At 72.8% G+C, this 21,008-nt stretch carries 18 protein-coding genes; 9 read left to right on the forward strand and 9 right to left on the reverse strand.

Annotation, left to right across the window (positions count from 1 at the left end; translation table 11 throughout):
- Window positions 1–106: 106 nt before the first annotated feature.
- Window positions 107–934, forward strand: a complete 828-nt coding sequence (locus P5P86_RS02020; protein WP_280609600.1) for a hypothetical protein — start codon at window positions 107–109, stop codon at window positions 932–934.
- Window positions 935–1,019: 85 nt separating this feature from the next.
- Window positions 1,020–2,387, forward strand: coding sequence for an amidohydrolase family protein (locus tag P5P86_RS02025; protein WP_280609601.1), 1,368 nt, complete (start codon window positions 1,020–1,022; stop codon window positions 2,385–2,387).
- Between the two features lie 10 nt (window positions 2,388–2,397).
- On the opposite strand, the gene P5P86_RS02030 is transcribed toward P5P86_RS02025, so the two are convergent.
- Together P5P86_RS02030 and P5P86_RS02035 are read right to left on the reverse strand one after the other, a co-directional pair.
- Window positions 2,398–3,705, reverse strand: coding sequence for an amidohydrolase family protein (locus tag P5P86_RS02030; protein ID WP_280609603.1), 1,308 nt, complete (start codon window positions 3,703–3,705; stop codon window positions 2,398–2,400).
- A complete protein-coding gene (locus P5P86_RS02035) occupies window positions 3,702–4,643 on the reverse strand; it encodes a PDR/VanB family oxidoreductase (protein WP_280609604.1) in 942 nt (313 codons plus the stop codon). The genes P5P86_RS02030 and P5P86_RS02035 overlap by 4 nt, the downstream gene beginning before the upstream one ends.
- A 165-nt stretch (window positions 4,644–4,808) precedes the next feature.
- Here P5P86_RS02035 and P5P86_RS02040 point away from each other — a divergent pair, with 165 nt between their 5' ends.
- The 7 genes from P5P86_RS02040 to P5P86_RS02070 all read left to right on the forward strand — a co-directional run bounded on the left by P5P86_RS02040 (window position 4,809) and on the right by P5P86_RS02070 (window position 11,943).
- Window positions 4,809–6,041, forward strand: coding sequence for an amidohydrolase family protein (locus P5P86_RS02040; protein WP_280609606.1), 1,233 nt, complete (start codon window positions 4,809–4,811; stop codon window positions 6,039–6,041).
- A gap of 47 nt (window positions 6,042–6,088) precedes the next feature.
- The gene (locus tag P5P86_RS02045) at window positions 6,089–6,859 is read left to right on the forward strand and encodes an ABC transporter ATP-binding protein (protein WP_280609607.1); all 771 of its coding nucleotides are present in this window, start codon (window positions 6,089–6,091) and stop codon (window positions 6,857–6,859) included.
- Complete coding sequence (locus P5P86_RS02050) at window positions 6,859–7,710, forward strand: ABC transporter permease (RefSeq protein ID WP_280609609.1); 852 nt, start codon at window positions 6,859–6,861, stop codon at window positions 7,708–7,710. The genes P5P86_RS02045 and P5P86_RS02050 overlap by 1 nt, the downstream gene beginning before the upstream one ends.
- A 107-nt stretch (window positions 7,711–7,817) precedes the next feature.
- The gene (locus P5P86_RS02055) at window positions 7,818–9,017 is read left to right on the forward strand and encodes an ABC transporter substrate-binding protein (protein WP_280609610.1); all 1,200 of its coding nucleotides are present in this window, start codon (window positions 7,818–7,820) and stop codon (window positions 9,015–9,017) included.
- Window positions 9,018–9,089: 72 nt separating this feature from the next.
- The gene (locus P5P86_RS02060) at window positions 9,090–10,556 is read left to right on the forward strand and encodes an FAD-binding protein (RefSeq protein ID WP_280609612.1); all 1,467 of its coding nucleotides are present in this window, start codon (window positions 9,090–9,092) and stop codon (window positions 10,554–10,556) included.
- Window positions 10,553–11,335 (forward strand): creatininase family protein, encoded by a 783-nt coding sequence (locus tag P5P86_RS02065; RefSeq protein ID WP_280609614.1) that lies wholly within the window; start codon window positions 10,553–10,555, stop codon window positions 11,333–11,335. Before P5P86_RS02060 ends, P5P86_RS02065 begins: the two co-directional genes overlap by 4 nt.
- Window positions 11,332–11,943 (forward strand): pyridoxamine 5'-phosphate oxidase family protein, encoded by a 612-nt coding sequence (locus P5P86_RS02070; RefSeq protein ID WP_280609616.1) that lies wholly within the window; start codon window positions 11,332–11,334, stop codon window positions 11,941–11,943. The genes P5P86_RS02065 and P5P86_RS02070 overlap by 4 nt, the downstream gene beginning before the upstream one ends.
- A gap of 9 nt (window positions 11,944–11,952) precedes the next feature.
- Here the strand turns inward: P5P86_RS02070 and P5P86_RS02075 are convergent, their stop codons facing one another.
- From P5P86_RS02075 to pucL, 7 genes are read right to left on the reverse strand one after another with little or no spacing between them, the layout of a single operon-like run.
- Window positions 11,953–14,595: a molybdopterin-dependent oxidoreductase gene (locus P5P86_RS02075; protein WP_280609618.1), complete on the reverse strand. Its 2,643-nt coding sequence runs from the start codon at window positions 14,593–14,595 to the stop codon at window positions 11,953–11,955.
- The gene (locus tag P5P86_RS02080) at window positions 14,592–15,419 is read right to left on the reverse strand and encodes an FAD binding domain-containing protein (RefSeq protein ID WP_280609620.1); all 828 of its coding nucleotides are present in this window, start codon (window positions 15,417–15,419) and stop codon (window positions 14,592–14,594) included. Before P5P86_RS02080 ends, P5P86_RS02075 begins: the two co-directional genes overlap by 4 nt.
- Window positions 15,419–16,246, reverse strand: coding sequence for a MurR/RpiR family transcriptional regulator (locus tag P5P86_RS02085; RefSeq protein ID WP_280609622.1), 828 nt, complete (start codon window positions 16,244–16,246; stop codon window positions 15,419–15,421). Before P5P86_RS02085 ends, P5P86_RS02080 begins: the two co-directional genes overlap by 1 nt.
- Window positions 16,243–17,523 (reverse strand): allantoate amidohydrolase, encoded by a 1,281-nt coding sequence (locus P5P86_RS02090; RefSeq protein ID WP_280609624.1) that lies wholly within the window; start codon window positions 17,521–17,523, stop codon window positions 16,243–16,245. Before P5P86_RS02090 ends, P5P86_RS02085 begins: the two co-directional genes overlap by 4 nt.
- A complete protein-coding gene (locus tag P5P86_RS02095) occupies window positions 17,520–18,749 on the reverse strand; it encodes a (S)-ureidoglycine--glyoxylate transaminase (RefSeq protein WP_280609625.1) in 1,230 nt (409 codons plus the stop codon). Before P5P86_RS02095 ends, P5P86_RS02090 begins: the two co-directional genes overlap by 4 nt.
- Window positions 18,746–20,083, reverse strand: a complete 1,338-nt coding sequence (gene allB, locus P5P86_RS02100) for an allantoinase AllB (RefSeq protein ID WP_280609626.1) — start codon at window positions 20,081–20,083, stop codon at window positions 18,746–18,748. The genes P5P86_RS02095 and allB overlap by 4 nt, the downstream gene beginning before the upstream one ends.
- Before the next feature lie 10 nt (window positions 20,084–20,093).
- Window positions 20,094–21,005 (reverse strand): factor-independent urate hydroxylase, encoded by a 912-nt coding sequence (gene pucL / locus P5P86_RS02105; protein WP_280609627.1) that lies wholly within the window; start codon window positions 21,003–21,005, stop codon window positions 20,094–20,096.
- Between the last annotated feature and the right edge of the window lie 3 nt (window positions 21,006–21,008).

Consider the following 21,008-nt stretch of genomic DNA (forward strand, 5'->3'; position numbering starts at 1 on the left):
GTGGGGGGACGGTCTACCCAAGATGGGGTGTCCCGCGCGGTGTCCCGGGCCTCCGGAGCCGGCGGATCGCACACTCCGAAGCAGGTACGGGTGCTGGGGGGACGCGATGCGATCGATCGTCATCACCGCTGTGACACTGCTGGCGACGCTGCCGGCGACGGTGCTGGGAACGGTCCTGGTCGCCGCATCGGATGCCGTACCGGCAGCGGCCGCCGGCACGAGCGGACCCGCTGTCACCGCCGGCGCCTCGGCAGGCTCGGCGGACGGGGCGCAGGCAGTGGACGAGCCGGTGATCCGGACGGTGACGTTCCTCGGAACGACCCACCGGACCCGCGGCGGCCGACGCTGCGTGCTGAGCGTGAGCGGCTACGTCGCCGGCGAGCACGGCCACCGGATGCGGGTCCGGCTCGGTTGGTCGGGTGACCGGACCGTCGGCGCGGCGTGGACCCACGGGAACCGCTTCGCCGTCGTCGCGACCACGCCCTGCCGTCCCGGTCTGCTCGTGCCGCGCGTCCGCGGCCGTGGCAGTGGGGTGGCCGTCGGGGTCAGCCCCTCGTCCCGAGGCCGTGCGTGGACCTCCGCGCTCGGCCCGACCGTCACGCTGAGCACCGCCGTCCCCGGTCCCGAGGGCCCGTACGCCGCCGGCACCGCCCCGGCGAGCTGCCCGAACACCCGCTACGCCCCCGGCCAGCGCTTCCTGATCCTCGACGGACGCACCGGCGTGACGCTGGCGCGCGGCGCCCTCGGCCGGTGCACGATGGCACCGGTCCCGCCGACCTGCCGGCCCGCACCCGCCTGTGCGGCACCGACGGTCCGCCCCAGCTACGCCGTCGTACCGGACCGGCCCCTTCCGCGGGCTGCCGCGTCGTACGTCGTCAGGATCGGCTCGGCCTCGTTCCCGATCCCCCAGGCGGCCGGCGCGAGCCGATCGTGAGCGGCGCGTCTCGGGCGTGTTCAGAGCGTGTAAACAGCTCGTGAAACGGTCCGGTGGGAGCGCGATCGGCGCCTAGCCTCGGCGCGTGACCTCCTCCGCCTCCCCACCGATCCGCAGCCTCATCCGGGGTCGGTGGGTGATGGCGCCCGAGCCCATCCGGGACGGCGCGGTCCTGGTCGAGGGCGATCGCATCCTCGCCGTCGGGACCTACGCCGAGCTGGCCGCAGCCCATCCCGACGCGACAGTGCACGGGGGCAGTCACGACATCGTCTCGCCCGGGTTCGTCAACACCCACGGGCACTTCTCCGAGGGGCTCGTCACCGGCATCGCCAGCGACCTGACGCTGTGGGAGTGGATCCACGACCTGATCAACCCGCTGCGGCCGTTCTACACCCCCGACATCGCCTACGTCGGCACGGCCGTCGCGGGCATCCAGATGCTGCGCTCGGGCGTGACCACGGCCAACGACATGTTCGTCTGCGACCCCGGCACCGGTGCACCGATCACGCCGCACGTGGTCCGCGCCCTCGACGACCTGGGCCTGCGCGGCGTGGTCTCCTTCGGTGCCGGCGACCAGCGGCCCGGCGCCTGCGCGGAGGCGGAGTTCGAGGAGCACGAGGCGCTGCGGGAGGCCGCGGCCGCGTCCCGGCTCTCGACGTTCCGGGTGGGCGTGGGCGCGCTGGGGCTGCAGAGCGACGCCATGTTCGCCCGCACGATCACCTACGCCGTCGACGGCGGCCACGGGGTGCACATGCACGTCCAGGAGATCCGCGAGGAGGTCACCGCCACCCACCAGCGGACCGGCCGGACGGTGGTCGGTCACTGCGCGCACGAAGGCCTCTTCGCCGCGCCGACTCTGGCCGCGCACTGCGTCTGGATGGACCGCGACGACCGTCGGCTGATGGCCGAGCACCGGGTCGGCGTCGCCCACAACCCGGTGGCCAACGGCATCCTCGCCTCCGGCATCGCGCCTGTAGCGGAGCTGCGCGCGCTGGGCGTCGATGTCGGCATCGGTGTCGACGGGGCGGCCTCCAACGACAGCCAGGACTACCTGCAGGCGATCAAGACGGCTGCGCTGCTGGCGCGACTGCGCGACCTGCAGGCCACCGCGATGCACGCCCGCGAGGCGTTCGAGATGGCCACCATCGGCGGCGCGCGAGCGTTGCGGATGGAGGAGAGCATCGGCTCGCTCGAGGTGGGCAAGCTGGCCGACATCGTGGTCCTCGACGGCGACGGGCCGACGCTGGCCAACGTGCACGACCCCTATCAGGCGGTGGTCTTCGTGGCCGGCAGCCGGGAGGTCAAGGAGGTCTGGGTCGGCGGCGCGCCCAGTGTGGTCGGCGGTGAGGTCGTGACGGTCGACGTCGCCGAGATCACCCAGCGGTCGCGACCGCTCGCCGCCGAGCTGGTGACCCGGGCGGGGCTCGGACGGATGTCGGTGCTGGCGGGGTGAGCCTGGGCGCTCACGCCACCGGCGTACGCCTCAGCCGCTCGCGCAGCCGCGCCACCAGCTCCCGCTCCTCGACCAGGGTCAGCCGGTAGTCGCGCACCACCACGCGGCCGCCGACGATCACGTGCCGCGGGCGGCGGCCGGGGGAGCCCCACAGCAGACCCGCGACCGGGTCGGCGATGCCGGCGTCGGCGACGCCCGAGACGTCCCAGACGCATGCGTCGCCCGCCGTACCCGCGCCGAGGTGGCCGAGGTCGGCGCGGCCGAGCCCGGCGGCCGAGCCCGACGTCGCCATCGCCAGGACGCTGCGCGCCGGCAGCTGCGGTCCCACCAGCCCGCAGACCTGCATCGCCAGCCGGGCATCCGCGAGCAGGTGCCCCGCGTCGTTGCTGCCGCCGCCGCTGGTGCCCAGCCCGACCGCGACGCCCGCCTCCAGCAGCCTGGCCACCGGTGCCACGCCCCATCCCATCGGCACGTCGCAGCCCGGAGCGTGGGTAGCACTCACCCCGGCCGCCGCGAGCCGCTCGATCTCCGCGTCGGTGACGTCGCACAGGTGCGCGATCGTCACGCCCGGCTCCAGCCAGCCCCATTCCTCCAGGAGGTCCAGTGGTCGGCGGCCGTAGCGCTCCAGGGCGATGGCGGTGTCGACCTGCTCGTTGGCCTGCGTACGCCGACGCAGCCCGTGCCTGGTTGCCACCTCCCGCAGCGCGGTGAAGGTCTCCCGGCTGTCGGAGTGCACTCCCGCCGGCCCGACCGCCACCTGCAGCATGCCGTCGGAGGTGACCCCGCCGGAGGGCCCGTCGGCGGGCACCAGGGCTGTGAGGATCGCCTCCGCCGAGGCGGCTGCCCAGGCGGGGTCGTCCCGGGCCGAGCCGCGGACGAAGACCAGCCGCTGGCCGATGCTGCGCACGGACGCGGCGGTGGCGGCGGCCAGCTCGACGGTGTCCGCCACCGGCGCCCCGTGCGGCCAGTTGAGGTGATGGTCGGCCACCGTCGTGACACCGCAGAGCAGCCCCTCGGCAGCGCCGACGGCCGCGGCGAGGGCATACATCTCCGGATCGTGGCCGGCGCGGGCGTACGCCGCCGCCATCACCGGCAGCCAGTCGCGCATCGGCACCCCGCGCGTCCCCGGCAACGTGCGGAAGGCGCTCTGCAGCAGGTGGTGGTGGGCGTTGACCAGGCCGGGGGTGATCACGCAACCGGCGACGTCGAGCGTCTCGTCGAGCGCTCCGTCCGGGCCGGCCAGCACGAGGTCGCCCGTGCGCTCGGGGCCGTGCCCGACGACGGCGACGGCGCCGGTGAGGGTGAGCGTGCCGCTCACAGGTCCAGCACCAGTCGCGGCGAGATAGCGCGCGAGACGCAGATCATCAGCGTCCGGTTGTCGGCCTGCTCCTGGGGCGTCAGCACCGAGTCGCGATGGTCGGCCTCACCCTCCAGCAGGGGCGTCTCGCAGGTGCCGCAGGTCCCCTCGCGGCACGAGGAGAGCACCAGCATCCCGGCCTCCTCGCAGACCTCCAGGATCGACCGGTCCGGCGGCACGGTGAGCAGCTGGCCGCCGACCTCGACCTCGAAGGCGACCTCCTCGTGGGCGGCCACGGCCTTCGGCACGAATCGCTCGAAGCGCACCGACCCTGCCGGCGCGTCGGCGCTCAGCTGCTCGACCGCCTCGATCAGCCGCGCCGGGCCGCAGCAGTAGATCGTCCGGCCCGCCGCACGCGCCTCGTCGAGCACCGCCGCGAGCTCCAGCCGGCGCTCGGTGGCGGGATAGGCCGCGACGCGGTCGCCGTACCGCTCCTCGAGCTCGGCCAGGTAGGCCATCGCCGTCCGCCGCCGACCGGCGTAGACCAGCGACCAGGACAGGCCCGCCTCCTCGGCGGCGGCGATCATCGACAGCAGCGGGGTGATGCCGATGCCTCCGGCCACGAACAGCGCGGGTCGATCGGCGTCGAAGACGAAGTGGTGGCGCGGCACCCTGGCCGCCACCGCCGCGCCGACGGCGAGCCCGTCGTGCACGTACGCCGACCCGCCACGGCCGGCCGGCTCGCGCAGCACCGCCACCGTCCAGGCGGCGGCGTCCCGCGCCCCGCACAGGGAGTACTGCCGCTCCGTGCCGTCGGGCAGGACCAGGTCGATGTGGGCGCCGGGCTCCCATCCGGGCAGCGCCGAGCCGTCCGTCGACACGAGCCGCAGCTCGACGACGTCGTTGGCCACGTCGCGGCGCGCCGCTACGCGCAGGGGGATCAGGTGGTCCGGATTCATGGCCGTCAACCTAGCCCTGGAACGAACGTCTCAGGACCGCTCGGCGGGTGCTCACGCGGGGGCGACGAGCGAAATTCAGACGCCGGTAACACGCGGCCCTCACCCGAAATATTGCCCGGCCCTGCTCTTTACACCGAGGAAACGAGCGTTTCGTACGTTCCTTCCATGACCTCGCTTCCGAGCTCCGTGACGCTGCTGCGGCACGCCACCCTCGTCGACGGCGGACGCCACGACGTGGTGCTCGACGAGGGTGTCGTCGTCGCCGTGACGGCCGCCGGGAGCGTGCCGGTCACCGACCCGGAGACGACCCTCGACCTGGACGGGTGGCTGCTGCTCACCGCCCCGGCCGAGCCGCACGCGCACCTGGACAAGGCGCTCAGCTTCGACCTGATCGACCCGCCGTACGGCGACCTCGGCTCGGCGATCCTCTCCTGGACGACGTACGCGGCCACGATGAGCCTCGAGTCGATCGTCGAGCGGGCGCGCACCCAGGCACTGGCCATGCTCGCCAACGGCATCACCGCCATCCGCACCCACGTCGACGTCCACCCGGGTGCACCCACCCGCGGCCTCGAGGCGCTCGGCCGGGTGCGCGAGGAGCTGGCCGGCCTGATCGACATCGAGCTGGTGGCGCTGTGCAGCACCCAGGCCGGCGACGCCGACATCGAGGCGGCCCTCGACGCCGGGGTCGACCTCGTCGGTGGTGCGCCGCACCTGGCCGAGGACCCGGTCGCGGAGGTCGAGCGGCTGGTCGGGTTCGCCGCTCGCCGCGGCCTCGGCATGGACCTGCACACCGACGAGAGCCTCGACGGCCCCGTCACCCTGGACACCTACGCGCTGGCGGTCCGCGGGCTGCGCCGGGACCGGCAGTACTCCGCCGGGCACTGCGTCCGGCTGGGCAGCATGCCGCGCGAGGAGCTTTTCCGGATCATCGGCGAGGTCCGCGCCTCGGATATCGGCGTGATAGCGAACCCGATCACGAACCTCTACCTGCAGGGCTGGGAGCACCCCACCCGTACGCCGCGGGGCCTGACGGCGCTGCGCGACCTGATCGATGCCGGCGTGCGCGTCGCGGCCGGTGCCGACAACGTGCGCGACCCGTTCAACCCGGTCGGCCGCAGCTGCGCGTTCGAGACGGCCTCGCTGCTGATCAGCGCGGGCCACCTCAGCCCGGTCGAGGCCTGGCACCTGGTCAGCGACGGCGCCCGCTCGGTGATGGGACTGCCGGCAGCGGGACCCCGCGTCGGTGCCCGGGCCGAGCTGCTGGCCGTCCGCGCCGGCAACCTGCTCGATGCGATCGCCAACGCTCCGGCGGACCGCATCGTCCTCCACGACGGCCGCGTGGTCGCCCGATCCGAGCTGCGCCGCAGCATCGCCGTACCGGCGTTCTCCGCCTGAGACCGCCCGAGACCGCCCGAGACCGCCCGAGACCGCAAGGAGCCCTCGTGACTCTCACCGCCGAGCCGACCGCACCTCCCACCGGGGTGCTGCTCGACTTCAAGAACACCGAGATGACGTTCCCCAACGGGACCGTCGCGCTGCGTGGTGTCGACCTGACCGTCCAGCGGGGCGAGTTCGTCTCCGTCGTCGGGCCCTCCGGCTGCGGCAAGTCGACCCTGCTGCGGATCGCCTCCGGCCTGGAGACCGCTTCCGACGGCGTCACCACCGTCAACACCGACCACATCGGCTACGTCTTCCAGGACGCCACCCTGCTTCCCTGGCGCAACGTCACCAAGAACGTCGAGCTGCTCGCCGAGCTGGACGGCCGCTCCTCGCGCACCACCCGGGCGGCCAAGGCCGCCAAGGCGATCGAGCTCGTCGGCCTCAGCGGCTTCGAGAAGTCGCTGCCGCGCCAGCTCTCCGGCGGCATGCGGATGCGCGTGTCGCTGGCCCGCTCCCTCACCCTCGACCCCGAGCTGTTCCTCTTCGACGAGCCGTTCGGCGCTCTGGACGAGATCACCCGCGAGCGGCTGAACGACGAGCTGCTGCGGCTCTTCGTGGCGCAGAAGTTCGCCGGGCTCTTCATCACCCACTCGGTCTCCGAGGCGGTCTACCTCTCCACGAAGGTCGTGGTGATGTCCGGCCGGCCCGGCAACGTCGTGGCCACCTTCGAGGTGCCGTTCGACATGCCCCGCGACCCCGACATCCGCTTCACCCCGGAGTTCGCCGAGCTCGTCGGCGAGGTCTCGCACGCCCTGAGGGAAGGACACCGCTGATGGCCGCCACCGAAGCCGCCACCCCGACCGCGCTGACGCCGTCGGCCACCACCCGGCGCAACGCGACCCTGCGTGGTCTCGTGCAGACGTCGTGGTGGAAGGTCATCCTCGTCTTCGGCGCGCTGATCGGCCTGTGGTACGGCGCCGCCAAGCACTACGCCGACAAGGGGCTGGGCTACCTCGTGCCCTACCCGCACGACGTCTTCCACGCGATGTTCATCGACTCCGAGACCCGGCACGACCTGCTCGTCTCGCTGTGGCGCTCCACCGAGGTGGCGCTGACCGGCCTGGCGATCGCCATCGTGATCGGGGTGGTCTGGGCGGTGCTGATGGCGCAGGCGAGGTGGGTCGAGCAGTCGCTCTACCCCTACGCCGTGGTCCTGCAGTGCATCCCGATCCTGGCCCTGGTGCCGATGATCGGCGCGCTGGCCGGCTACGAGTTCAAGTCCCGGGTGATCGTCACGGTGATGATCTCGCTGTTCCCGATGGTCTCGAACACGCTCTTCGGGCTGCAGGCCACCGACCAGGGCCAGCGCGAGCTCTTCCAGCTGCGCGGCGCCAGCGCGTGGACCCGGCTGCAGAAGCTGCAGATCCCCGCCGCGCTGCCGAACATCTTCGTCGGCCTGCGCACCGCCGCGGGGCTCTCGGTGATCGGCTCCATCGTCGGCGACCAGTTCTTCCAGCGCGGCAACGGGGGCCTCGGCGTGCTGATCCAGGTCGACGTCTCCCGCCTGCTGGGGCCGGAGACGTACGCCGCCATCCTCACCGCGTCGCTGCTCGGCGTCGTCGTGTTCCTGCTCTTCGGGCTTCTCGGGAAGCTCGCGATCGGCCGCTGGTACTCGTTCCGCTGAGCCGGCCCGACCGATCGAACCCGCGGCCGAGGTCGTCCGCACCGTCCCACCCGCACCCATCCCGCACCACCCCTAGGAAACGGAGAACCATGCGCACTCGATCGCGTATGACCGCGGCCGGAGCGATTCTCGGCGCTCTTGCACTCGCCGCCAGCGCCTGCGGCAGCAGCAACTCGTCCGACACCAGCGCAGCCGACGCGGACAGCAGCACGCCTGCCGCCGCCTCCTCGACCGCGAGTGGTCCGGCCGTCGACCTCTCGGGCGTGTGCCCCTCGACTGTCGTCGTACAGACCGACTGGAACCCCGAGGCCGACCACGGCCACCTCTACCAGATGCTCGGTCCGAACCCGACGATCAACAGCAACAAGAAGACCGTCACCGGGGATCTCTACGCCAACGGCCAGTCCACCGGCGTGAAGCTGGAGATCCGCGCCGGCGGCCCGGCGATCGGCTACTCCACCGTGAGCGCGCAGATGTACCAGGACAAGAGCATCACCCTGGGCTACGTCTCGACCGACGAGGCCGTCGAGTTCTCCGGCAAGCTGCCCACGACGGCCGTCTTCGCCGAGAACGACAAGTCGCCGATGGTCGTGATGTGGGACCCGGCGAAGTACCCCGACGTCACCGACATCAAGAGCCTCGGCACGGCCCTGCAGAAGACCGGCGGCGTGGTCCGCTACTTCAGCGGCGCGGCGTACATGGAGCACCTGATCAGCGCGGGCTACCTGTCCAAGGACGTCACCGACGGCTCCTACGACGGCACTCCGGCGAAGTTCGTCACCGACCAGGGCAAGTCCGGCCAGCAGGGCTTCGCCACCGCCGAGCCCTACATCTACCAGCACGAGATCAAGGCCTGGGACAAGCCGGTCAAGTACCAGCTGATCGCCGACACCGGGTGGAACCCCTACCCCGAGACGATGTCGGTCCGCACCGGTGACCTGACGAAGCTGACCCCGTGCCTGCAGAAGCTGGTGCCGGTCATGCAGCAGGCCGACGTCGACTACTTCAAGGACCCGACGCCGACCAACGACCTGATCGACAAGCTGGTCGAGTCCTACAACAACGGCTGGACCTACGACGCCAACGTGGGCAAGTTCGCCGCCGACCAGATGAAGACGCTCAAGATCGCCTCCGACGGCACCGACGGCTACGTCGGCGACCTGGACACCAGCCGGGTCCAGCAGTTCATCAACCTCGCGGTGCCGATCTTCGACAAGACCAAGGACGCCGGCGTGAAGTCCGGCGTCAAGCCCGAGGACCTGTTCACCAACCAGTTCCTCGACCAGAAGATCTCGCTGGGCTTCTGACCATCTCCCGGGGCCGCCGCTACCCCCCGAGCGGCGGTCCCGGGTCCTACCCGACCAGGCGAAGGACCACAGTTGAGCACCTCATCGGTTGCCCCCGAGGCCGTCTCGGCCCTGCACCAGGAGCTCGTCGAGCTCCTCGGCGAGCGCAATGTCAGCGCCGACCAGCGCATCCGCGAGCGGGCCTCGGTCGACGAGGCCACCATGTCGCCGATCATCTCCGAGCAGCTACCGCTCGGCCTCGCCGACCTCGTCGCCTGGCCCACCGACGCGGAGCAGATCGCGGCTGTCGTCTCCGCGGCCTACCGGCACGGGGTGCCGCTCACTCCCCGCGGCAAGGGCACCGGCAACTACGGCCAGGGCATCCCGATGCACGGGGGGCTGGTGCTCGACACCAGCCGGGCCCGAGCGATCGTCGAGGTGGGCGACGGCTCCATCACCACGGAGTCCGGCGCCACCATGATCGCGATGGAGCAGGCGGCGGCCGAGGCCGGGCAGCAGGTGTGGATGTACCCCTCGACCGCCCAGAGCACGATCGGCGGCTTCCTGTCCGGTGGCTCCGGCGGGACCGGGTCCATCACGCACGGCTCCAACTGGATGGGCTTCGTGACGGCGCTCGACGTCGCGCTGCCGGCCGAGGAGCCCACGCTGCTGCACGTCGAGGGGGAGGAGGCGCAGACCTTCGTCCACACCTACGGCACCGCTGGCGTGATCGCCCGCGCCACCGTCCGCCTCGAGCCGGCGCAGGACTGGCGCTCGCTGTACGCCTCGTTCCCCGACTTCGAGCCGGCCCAGGCGGTGCTGCGCTCCCTGCGCGGGCTCGATCCCGCTCCCCGGCTGGTCTCGGCCGACACCCGGGACATCACCGCGAAGCTGCCGGCCGACCCCGGCATCCCGACCGACGCCTGCAGCCTGCGCGCGATCCTCGACGCGAGCACGCTCGCTGAGGCGACGAGCCTCATCGCGGCCGGCGGTGGCACCGTCCTCGACGTCCGTGAGGGCATCCAGCAGGCGGTCAAGGTCTCGATGCTCTCCTACAACCACCCGATCTACTGGCTGAAGCGCAACACCCCCGAGGTCACCTACTTCCACGTCGAGGTCGGCGGCGAGGCGCTGATCGACCGGATCGAGGAGGTGCACGCCGTGTACCCCGGCGGGATGCTGCACCTCGAGGCGGCCCACCTGTTCCCGATCGGCATGCTGGCGGCGCCGTACACCGGTGCCGAGGACGTGTACGCCGGCTACCCGAAGCTGCAGGAGCTCGGCGTGCGGGTCCACAGCCCGCACCAGTGGTACGTCGACCACGACATCGACAAGGTCCTCGAGCTGAAGGCCAGGACCGACCCGCGGGGTCTGCTGAACCCCGGCAAGCTCGGCGCACCCGACGACGCGGTGCTCGGCAACAGCACCGCCTCCGCTCAACCGGCCAGGCAGCCGGTCGGGCAGCCGGTCGGGCAGCCGGTCGGGCAGCCGGTCGGGCAGCCGGTCGGGCACGTCAACGATCAGGCCGCGCAGGCCGCGAGCGAAGGACTGATGGCATGAGCCGCAACCTCGTCGAGCTGGCCGGACCCGACGTCGCGGCCGACTTCACCCGCGAGACGATCGTCGTGGTCGGCACCGGCGCGATCGAGCACCACGGGCCGCACCTGCCGCTGAACACCGACTACCTGCTCGCCGACACGATCGGCGGCTCCGCCGTCGACCAGGCGGCCGCCGACGGCCTCGACATCTGGCGGCTGCCCACCCTGGCGTTCACCAAGTCCGACGAGCACAGCTGGGCGCCCGGCACGGTGTGGCTGGACTGGGACACCATGTACAAGACGTGTGTGGAGATCGGGCGCGCTGTGAACACGATGGGCGCCGGCACCCTCGTCTTCGCCAACGGCCACGGCGGCAACACCGCGCTGCTGCAGGTGGTGCTGCGCGAGATCCGCAAGCTCTACGGGCTCAAGACCTTCCTGATGCCGACCCTGATCCGCACGCCGCCACCGGCCGGCGAGGGGCTGGACGAGCGCAACCTCGGCATCCACGGCGGTGCCGCGGAGACCTCGATCGTGCTGCACATGCGCCCCGAGCTGGTGGACCTGAGCCGCGCCGAACGATGGGTGCCCGAGCACCTGGCCGACTTCGAGTACATCGGCTTCAACGCCATGCCGGTCAGCTTCGGCTGGCTCTCGAACGACTTCGGCCCCGCCGGCGTGGTGGGCGACGCGACCCAGGCCACCTCGGCGTTCGGCGAGCGGCTCTACGACGCCTCGGTAGCGCAGGCGGTCGCGTCCCTGCACGAGATCGCCCGGTTCGACCACAAGCAGATCGGGTGAACCCCGACGAGACCTTCGGGTACGACGTCGACCCCGACGAGGCGGTGTCGGACCCGATCGGGCTGCTGCGCTCGTGGCTGGCGCGCTGCGACGGCAGCGTCACGCCGCTGATGACGCTCTCCACCATCGACGAGGACGGCTATCCCGACTCCCGGCACGTGCTGCTCTCCCGCTGCGACGCCGAGGGCCGGATCGCGTTCCACACCGACGCCCGCTCGCGCAAGGCGGCCCAGCTGCGCGCGATCCCGCGGGCCAGCGTCGCGGTGGTCTGGCCCGGCCTGGCACGACAGCTGGTCGTGACCGGCGACGTCGGCGAGGAGGACCCCTCGGACCAGACCGACGCCTACGGACGGCGTCCGCGCTACCTGCAGCTCCTGGCCTGGCTCAACGACGAGGACACCGCCGGTGCGGTCCTCGCCCAGCGTCGCGAGGCCTGGGCCTCCTTCGACGCCGGACGCGCGCAGCTGGCGGCGCCTCCGACCTGGCTGGGCCGGCTCCTCACGCCGCGCCGGATCGTGTTCTGGCGCGGCGAGGCCGACGCTCCGTCCAACCGGGTGCTGTGCACCCGCACCGACGCCGGGTGGAGCGTCGTACGCCGTCCTGGCTGACGCCCCGCCTCACTCCCCGCGCCGGGTGGCCATCAGCCGCCACACCCGGTCCCTGCTCATCGGCAGCTCGTGGGGGCGTACGCCGATGGCGTCGCGGATCGCGTTGGCGACGGCCGGCGCCACCGGGTTGTACGGCGCCTCGCTCATCGACTTGGCGCCCCGTGGGCCGAGCTCGTCGTAGGTGTCGGCGAAGAGCACCTCGGTGTGCGGGATGTCGCCGATCTGCGGCAGCCGGTAGTTGCGCAGCGTGCGGGTGACCACGTGTCCCTGCTCGATCCGGATCTCCTCGTAGAGCGCGCTGCCGAAGCCCTGGGCCACCCCGCCCTCGACCTGCCCGCGGAGCTGCTCGGGGTTGATCACGACCCCGGCGTCGACCGCCTGGACCGAGGCCAGCACCCGGACCCGGCCGGTGCCCGGCTCCACCGCCACCCGCACGCCGTGGACGTTGAACGCCACCGATCGGGGGCTGCCGTGGTGCTCCCCGGTGGCGGTGACCGGCAGCGCCGCGCCCGCGGCCAGGAGCTCGCGCACCCGGACGGCAGCGCGCTGCACCGCCATCCCCGCGACGACCGACCCGGCCGAGCCGAAGGCGCCGGTGTCGTAGCCGGCCGCGTCGGTGTCCGAGGTGACGAGACGCACCCGGTCCGGCTCGACGCCGAGCTCCTCGGCGGCGATCTGCACGTGCACGGTGGCGGTGCCGTTGCCGAACTCGGCGGTCCCCGCGCGCACGGTGACGCAGCCGTCGATCTCCGCCGTCACGCTCGCGTCGGCATGGTGGCCGCGCGGCGGGATGGTGGCGATCATCGCCGCGGCGATCCCCTCGCCGACCAGCCAGCCGGCGGGCGCCTCCTCGCCCCCGCCCCCGGCGAGGTGGTCCTCGACCAGATCGAGGCACTGGTCCAGACCGTAGCTGCCGAAGATCAGGTCACGGTCCGCGCCACCGTTGACGACGAAGTCGTCCCCGGGCCGCACGACGTTGCGCCGGCGCAGCTCGGTCGGCGTGATGCCCACCTCGCGGGCCAGCTCGTCCAGCGCCGACTCGATGCCGAAGATGACCTGTCCCAGGCCGTAGCCGCGGAAGGCGCCGCTGGGCACGTTGTTGGTGTAGACCGCCTCCGCGTCGAGCCGCTTGTTGGCGCACCGGTAGAGGGCGATCGACTCGTGACAGCCGTGGAAGAGCACGCCGATCGCGTGGTTGCCATAGGCGCCGGTGTCGCTGAGGACGTCGACCTTCAGCGCTGTCAGCACGCCGTCGGCGTCGGCGCCGACCTCGACGGCCACCCGCATCGGGTGCCGGCAGGGCACCGCGACGAACTGCTCCTCACGGGTCAGCTCCCACTGCACCGACGCGCGCACGCCCTGCTCCGCCAGGCGCAGGACGGCGAGGGCCACGACGTCCTCGACCAGCAGCTCCTGCTTCCCGCCGAAGCCCCCGCCCACCCGGGTCGCGAAGACCCTGACGCGGTCCGCCGGCAGCTCGAGCAGCCGCGCCAGCTCGTCGCGGACCAGGAAGGGCACCTGCGTACTCGTCCGCACGACCAGCCGACCGTCGTCGTCGAGCCAGGCGCGGGCGCCGTGGGTCTCCAGGCTGGCCGGCGTGATCCGGGCGGTGCGCCAGGTGCCACCGACCACGTGGGCGGCGGCAGCCAGGCCGGCGTCGACGTCGCCGACCTCGCCGTGCGCGGCAGCGACCACGTTGCGCTCGGGCGCGGCGATCCTCGAGGAGGCCGGGTCCTTCTCGCCGTGCAGCAGCGGCGCGCCGGCCGTGCGGGCGGACTCGGGATCGAAGACGGCCGGCCACACCTCGTACTCGACCTCGACCAGGGCGGCGCCGCGCTCGGCGAGCGCGACCGAGTCGGCCACCACCACGGCGATGCGCTGGCCCTCGAACCGCACCACCTCATCGAGCATCCGGGTGTCGTCGGGGTCGTCGAGCCGGCTGTCGTGCCGGGCGGTGGAGTAGAGCGTGTCCGGTACGTCGTGGTGGGTGAGCACCAGCCGGACGCCCTCCAGTGCACGGGCGGCGGAGGCGTCGATCCGGGTGATCCGGCCGTGCGCGACGGTGCTGCGGACCACCTTGACGTGCAGCGATCCGGCGTCGGGCAGGTCGAGGTTGTAGGGCTCGCGACCCGTGACGATCAGCGGTCCCGCCGGCGCCGCCACCGCTGCCCCGAACACGCCACCGCTGCCACCGCTGCCACCGCTGCCACGGCAGACGTTGGTCCGGCCGCCGAGCGCGTCGCGGATCGAGCGGTAGCCGGTGCAGCGGCACAGGTTGCCCTTGAACGCGCTGTCCACGTCGACGTCGACGACACGGCCCTCCTCGTCGGCGAGCGCCGAGGCGGTGACGACGTACCCGGCGGTGCAGAACCCGCACTGGAAGCCCGCCGCGTCCACGAACCGCTGCTGGACCGGGCTGAGCTCCTCGGGTGTGCCGAGCCCGGCGACGGTGGTGACCTCGCGGCCCACCGCGCGCATCGCCGGGGTGACGCAGGAGTGCACCGGGTCGCCGTCGAGCAGCACCGTGCAGGCGCCGCAGTCACCGGCGTCGCAGCCCTTCTTCACACCGAGGCCGCCGTGCTCGCGCACCCACGTGCGCAGGCACTGGCCGGGCTCGGGCAGCGAGCCGACGTCGTGACCGTCCAGTCTCATCGGCGCTCCTCGGCGAGCTCGGCGAGGATCTCCTCGGCGAAGGCGGTGCTGACGGCTGCCTTCCAGTCGGCGGCACCGTGCGGGTCCTCGTACCAGACCTCGATGCGGCGCGTCAGCGCCCGTACGTCGGCGGGCGTGGCGTCGGCCGGCAGCCGCAGCACCACCGGCCGCCCGGTCGCACCGGTGATCGTGATCGTGACATCGGACGAACCGGCGTCGCGCCGGCCGACCACCACGATGCCGGAGCGGCCGTGCTCGCTCAGGGCGAGGCGTCGGAACGCCGTTCGCGCGCGCAGCGAGCTGCCGGGCAGCTCGATCGCGCGGATGACCTCGCCGGTCGCGAGCGTGGTGGCGCCGGGTCCGACGACGAACGCCTCGACCGGCTGGCGGCGCTCGCCGCCGGCGCGCCAGACGACCACCTCGCCCCCGAGCGCGGCGGTGAGGGCGATCATGGCGCCGGCGGGCAGGGCGAGGGCCAGGTTGCCGCCGACGGTCGCCGCGCGCTGCACCTTGAACGACATCAGCAGGGCATCAGCGCACTGGGCGGCGAGCCGCTGCGCCGACGCCTCCGGCCACGGCGCATCCGGCCACGGCGCGGCGAGCAGCTGGGCGATCGTCGCCGTGGCACCGATCCGGACCCCGCCGTCCGGCAGCTCCTCCCAGACCGGCCAGCCGAGCCCCTGCAGGTCGACCAGACCGTTGACGTCGGGCTGCGGCTCGGAGAAGAGCCAGGTGCCGCCGCCGACCACGCGCTCCCCGGGGGTCAGCGACAGCTCCGTGCGGGTCCGCGGGACGCGGTAGCTCGTGACCATCGCCAGGTCCATCACTCCACCTCCGTGAGCCGGTCGTAGGCCGACGCGATCGCGGAGGCCCGCTCCCGGGCCTCGCGCCCGCGGGACTCCAGGACGCCGTCGGCTAGGGCGCTGACCAGGCTCATCGCGGCAGCGTAGGAGTCGAAGGCCAGCTCGCCCTGCACGGGACACTCCAGCGGCACCGTCGCCCGGGCCAGGTAGGCCGACCCGGTCGGATCGGCGAAGACGATCACCGCCGCACCGGTGCGCAGCGCCTCGCCGACGAACGCCGAGAAGCCGGCGGGGCGGCGGCGGAAGCCGACCGCCACCACGACGTCGGCACCGCCGATGCCGGCGAGCTCCTCGCCGATCGTCTGGCCGGGCTGCGGCCCGACGGACACACTGGGATGGATCTGGGCGAGCTGCTCACGCAGGTGCAGGGCGACGGGGTAGCTGTTGCGCCACCCGACGACGAGGATCCGCTCGGCGCCGGCGAGGAGCCGGACTGCTTCGGGGATCGGGGCGCTCTCCAGGACGTACCGGATGGCCTCGCCCTCGCTCTCGGCGTGGCCGGACAGGCTCGGTGCCCCGTCCGTACGACGCGGCTCGCCGGCGGTCCGGAGACCGCGCAGGTGGTCGCGGACCTCGTCGAAGTCCGCGAAGCCGAGCGAGCGGAAGAGCCGGCTCATCGTCGCCTTGGACACCCCGGCCAGGCTCGCGAGCTCCGCGGCGCGGTAGGTGGCCAGGTCGTCGAGCTGGGCCAGCAGCATGTCGGCGGCGCGCCGCTCCTGCGGCGGCAGGGTGTCGTAGTGCAGGGTGATCCGCTCGTCGATGCGGTGCCCGAGAGCGCGGCCGCTCATCGGCGCTCCCGGATGGTGCGAGCGACGTCGAGGACCGCCGCCTCGAGGGCGTCGATCCCGCGGGCCACGTCGATCTCGCGGACGTCCTCGCCCGGGTGGTGGCTGATCCCGTCGAAGCAGCGGAGGAAGAGCATCCCGATGTCGGCGATGGCGGCGACGGCCATCGCGTCGTGCCCGGCGCGGCTCCACAGCCCGCGCGGCTCGACCCCGGGCGGGTAGCTGTCGTCGGCGGCGGCGATGCCCGCACGGACGGCGTCCTGGAGCCACGGGGCACACGGCGCGGCGAAGGCGCGGTGGGTCTCCTCGGCGCTGAAGCCGAGGCCGCGCGCCTCGCACAGCGCGGTGATCTCCTCCTCCATCCGCTTCCACATGGCGTCGCGCTCGTCGTCGGTCGCCGCGCGCAGATCGAGGCTGAAGTCGGCCCGGCCGGGGATGACGTTGACGGCCCCGGGGTGCACGGCGATCTTGCCCACCGTGGCGATGCACGCGCTCGCCCGGGCGAGGCGCTCGATCACCACGATCGCCTCGGACGCGCCCACGAGCGCGTCCAGGCGGCGCTCGTACGGCGTCCCGCCGGCGTGCCGGGCCTCGCCGAGGACCGTGAGCTGGAAGCGTCGGGCGCCGGCGATCGTCGTGACGTAGCCGAGGGAGAGGTCGGCCGCCTCGAGCTCGGGACCCTGCTCGATGTGCGCCTCGAGGTAGCCGACGAGCTCCTCCCGGCGGCGGGCGGCCTCCCCGATCCGGTCCGGGTCGAGCCCGAAGGCGAGGAAGGCCTCGCGCAGCGTCACCCCGGCCTCGTCGCGCAGCTCCCACCATGCCGGGTCCCAGGTCCCGGCGGCCGCCTGGCTGCCGAGCAGCGCCTTGCCGAAGCGGGCGCCCTCCTCGTCGCTGAACCCGACCACCTCGAGCGCGAAGGGCAGCTCGACGTCGCGCAGCCGCTGCGCCACCGCTATCGCCATCAGCACGCCGAGCATGCCGTCGTACGACCCCGCGTCGGGGACGGTGTCGAGGTGGCTGCCGAGCAGCAGCGCCGGCCCCCCGGCGGCGGACGGGCCCGCCTCACGCCGGCCGTACTGGTTGCCGGCCGCGTCCACCCGGGTGCGCAGCCCGGCCGCCTGCATCCACGCCGCGACGGCGGCGTTGGCGGCGGCGTGCTCGGCGGTCAGGTACGTCCGCTCGAGGTGGGTCGGGCTGGCGGAGTAGCGGTCGAGCTCGGCGCATCGTCGCAGCACCTCGGCCGCGCCGGTGACGCCGCCGTCGGGGGAGGGACCGGTCACAGCGCTGCCTCCTGGTAGACCTCGCGGGCCGCTCCGACACCGCCGCCGCCGAGCACCGCGACACCCGCCGAGCGGAGCACCTGCTCGAGCGCGGCGAGGGTGAGCAGGACCGCGTCCTTGCGGGCGTTGTAGCCCATCGTCCCGATCCGCCAGACCTTGCCGTGCAGCGGTCCGAACGAGGTGCCGATCTCGATGCCGAAGTCGGCGAGCAGTCCGCTGCGGACCGCGTCCCCGTCGGCGCCGTCGGGGATGTGCACGGCGACGACGTTGGTCATCTTGTGGGCCCGATCCCCGAAGACGCGCAGCCCCAGCCCCTCCACACCGGCCAGCATCGCGCGGCCGTGCAGGGCGTGCCGCGCGATCACCGCGTCCATCCCCTCGGCGACGAGCAGCCGCGCGCACTCCCGCGCCGCGTAGAGCATCGAGGTGGCCTCGGTGTGGTGGTTGAGCCGGCGCGGGCCCCAGTAGTCCATGATCTGGGCGAGGTCGAGGTAGTTCGACCCGATCCGTACGCCGGAGTCGACGTCGTCGCCCTCCCGGATGCCGGCCTCCACGTGCCGGCGCGCCAGGATCCTCGCCACCGCGTCGCCGGACAGCGTGATCGGCGCGCCACCGGGAGGACCGCCCAGACACTTCTGCAGCCCCGCGGTGGCGGCGTCGATCGCCCAGGCGTCGGTCTCGAAGGGGTTGCCGCCGAGCGAGGCGGTGGCGTCCACGTACAGCAGGGCGTCGTAGCGGTGGCACAGCGTGCCGAGCTCGGCGAGCGGCTGGCACATCGTGGTCGAGGTGTCGCCCTGGACAGCGGCGACCAGCGCCGGACGGACCGTCCGCAGCGCCTCCTCCAGCATCTCCAGCGGGACCACCTCGCCCCACGCCACCTCCACGGTGTGCACTTTGGCGCCACAGCGTCCAGCGATCTCGGCGAGCAGGTGCCCGAAGCGCCCGAGGATGGGGACCAGGACGCGGTCTCCGGGCGTGATGAGGGAGACCAGCGCTGCCTCGATGCCGGCACGGGCGGTCCCGTCGACCAGGAGGGTCTGCTCGTTCGCGGTGGCGAAGACGGTGCGGTAGAGCGCCATCACCTCGCTCATCGCCGCCGTCATCGCCGGGTCGAACTGGCCGACCATCTGCACCGACATCGCCTGCAGCACGCGCGGGTCGACGGTGATCGGGCCGGGTCCCATCAGCAGCCGGGGCGGCATCGACAACGGCGCGGGGATGGTCATGAGGTCCTCCTGAGCTGGCGTCCCCAGGCGTGGTCGGGACGCTCGACGTCGATGGCGTCGCCGCGCACGACCGAGCGCGTGATCCGGCCGCCGTAGCGCAGTCCGTCGTACGCCGAGATCGGGTTGCGGTGCGCCAGCCGGGTGGCCTCGACGCGGAACTCCACCCCGCTGTCGTAGACGGCCAGGTCGGCATCGGCGCCGACCTCGATGCGGCCCTTGCGCACCAGGCCGACCTGGTCGGCGGTGTTGCGTGACATCCATCGGCTGACCTGGGCGAGCCCGATGTTGCGACGGCGCGCCTCGAAGGCCACCGCACTGAAGCCGACCTGCAGGCCCGAGACACCGCCCCAGGCCTGGTTGAGGTCGCCGTCGCCGCGGCCCTTCTCCTCGGCGGTCGCGGGCGAGTGGTCGCTGACGACGGTGTCGATGACGCCTGCGCGCAGCGCCTGCCAGAGCTCCTCGCGGTTGCCGGCGTCGCGGATCGGCGGACAGCACTTGAACTGCGGGGAGGCGTCCGGGATGTGCTCGCTGTCGAAGCACAGGTAGTGCGGGCAGGTCTCCACCGTCAGCCGCAGCCCCTCGTCCTTGGCGGCCTTGATCAGGTCCAGCGCGCGCGCCGAGGACAGGTGCAGGATGTGGACGCGCGCACCGGTCTCACGGGCCCCGTCGATCACCTGGCGGATCGCGGCCAGCTCGGCGTCGTCGGGGCGGCTGAGCAGGAAGTCGGCGTACGCGCGGCTGCCGGCGCTCGGCGCGTGCTGCTCCAGGATGCGGGCGTCCTCCGCATGCACGATCATCAGTGCCTCGAGCCTGCCGATCTCGGCGAGGGCGGCGCTGAAGCCGGCCGGGTCCAGCGGCGGGAACTCGTCCACGCCCGAGGGCGCCAGGAAGCACTTGAACCCGAAGACGCCCGCCTCCCACAGGGGCTCCAGGTCGTCGAGGTTGCCGGGGATGGCACCGCCCCAGAAGCCGACGTCGACCATCAGCTGCCCGGCCGCGGCCTCGTGCTTGGCGCGGAGTCCGGCGAGCGTGGTGGTCGGCGGCACCGAGTTCAGCGGCATGTCGACCAGCGTCGTCGCGCCGCCGAGCGCCGCCGCCTCGGTCGCGCTGCGGAAGCCCTCCCAGTGGGTGCGTCCCGGCTCGTTGATGTGCACGTGGGTGTCGACGATGCCGGGCACGACGTACGCCGTGTCGGGGACCTCCAGGACCAGCCCGTCGACGTGTGTCTCCAGCGGGCCGATCTCCTCGATCAGGCCGTGGTGGAGGCGCAGCGTCGCCGGGACGAACTCGTCCCCGATCAGCACCCGGCCGCCACGGACGGCGTCGATCCTCATCGCGGCCCGCTCATGCGAACGCCGGGACGGCGGCCCAGGCACGCGGCTCGTCGGGCGTGCCCTCGCGCTGGACTGTCGCCTGGATGAGCCCGTAGGGCCGGTCGGCGGCGAAGAAGACCTCGTTCGGGTTCTCCAGCCCGAAGGGGGAGAGGTCGACCAGGAAGTGGTGCTTGTTGGGACAGCTCAGCCTGATCTCGGCGACCTCCTCGAAGCGCTCCAGCACCGCCTTGCCCATCTCGAAGATCGTCTGCTGCAGCGCCAGGGAGTGCAGCTGCGCGAACCGCTCGAGCATGAGCGCCCGGATCGCGTCGTAGAGCGCGTTGTAGTCCAGCCCGCCCGCGCTCACCGCGTCGGACCGGTACCGCCACCACGCGGTGACCGACGTGGCCAGGATCCGGTCGTCGGTCTCGGCGAGCAGGGTGTGGCGGTCGCGCGGGAAGCCGTGGAACTCCGATCCGGTGCTCTTCAGGACGACCGCGTCCGTCAGGCCGCCGAGCACGAACGCGTCCTCCCCGTCGTACTGGACCACGGCGGTCCGGGTCTCCTGGCCGGAGCGGAGGAAGGAGTGGTCGTGCGGGCCGCCGTCGGCCACGATCCGCTCCCAGGAGTACTGCTCGGCCTTCATCTGGCAGCCCTCGACCCACGGTTGCCCCATCCAGTGCCGCCCCAGGGCCAGCAGGAAGTCCTCCGGCGAGCCCACGCCGAGCTCCTTGGCGAGCGCGTAGACGGTGTTCTTCTGGGTGTCGGTGGCGTGCACGTGGGCGTTGTCGCCGTCGGTGAACGCGGCGTCGAAGTCACCGCGCAGCTGGGTCGTGACGTTGAGGTCCTCGATGCGGTGCACAGGGGTGTCGCGCGTGACGCGGACGACCCGCACCTCGGCCTTGCCGTACTGGTTCGGTCCGACCTTGATGGCGCCGGTCATGGT

It is taken from the genome of Nocardioides sp. BP30, assembly GCF_029873215.1.
GTDB lineage: Bacteria > Actinomycetota > Actinomycetes > Propionibacteriales > Nocardioidaceae > Nocardioides.

What these genes read in the sequence shown, in the direction of transcription:
- P5P86_RS02020 (WP_280609600.1), top strand. Translation starts at nt 107, where the DNA reads ATGCGATCGATCGTCATCACCGCTGTGACACTGCTGGCGACGCTGCCG.
- P5P86_RS02035 (WP_280609604.1), bottom strand. Translation starts at nt 4,643, where the DNA reads ATGAATCCGGACCACCTGATCCCCCTGCGCGTAGCGGCGCGCCGCGAC.
- P5P86_RS02040 (WP_280609606.1), top strand. Translation starts at nt 4,809, where the DNA reads ATGACCTCGCTTCCGAGCTCCGTGACGCTGCTGCGGCACGCCACCCTC.
- P5P86_RS02050 (WP_280609609.1), top strand. Translation starts at nt 6,859, where the DNA reads ATGGCCGCCACCGAAGCCGCCACCCCGACCGCGCTGACGCCGTCGGCC.
- P5P86_RS02055 (WP_280609610.1), top strand. Translation starts at nt 7,818, where the DNA reads ATGACCGCGGCCGGAGCGATTCTCGGCGCTCTTGCACTCGCCGCCAGC.
- P5P86_RS02065 (WP_280609614.1), top strand. Translation starts at nt 10,553, where the DNA reads ATGAGCCGCAACCTCGTCGAGCTGGCCGGACCCGACGTCGCGGCCGAC.
- P5P86_RS02075 (WP_280609618.1), bottom strand. Translation starts at nt 14,595, where the DNA reads ATGAGACTGGACGGTCACGACGTCGGCTCGCTGCCCGAGCCCGGCCAG.
- P5P86_RS02080 (WP_280609620.1), bottom strand. Translation starts at nt 15,419, where the DNA reads ATGGACCTGGCGATGGTCACGAGCTACCGCGTCCCGCGGACCCGCACG.
- P5P86_RS02085 (WP_280609622.1), bottom strand. Translation starts at nt 16,246, where the DNA reads ATGAGCGGCCGCGCTCTCGGGCACCGCATCGACGAGCGGATCACCCTG.
- P5P86_RS02095 (WP_280609625.1), bottom strand. Translation starts at nt 18,749, where the DNA reads ATGACCATCCCCGCGCCGTTGTCGATGCCGCCCCGGCTGCTGATGGGA.
- allB (WP_280609626.1), bottom strand. Translation starts at nt 20,083, where the DNA reads ATGAGGATCGACGCCGTCCGTGGCGGCCGGGTGCTGATCGGGGACGAG.
- pucL (WP_280609627.1), bottom strand. Translation starts at nt 21,005, where the DNA reads ATGACCGGCGCCATCAAGGTCGGACCGAACCAGTACGGCAAGGCCGAG.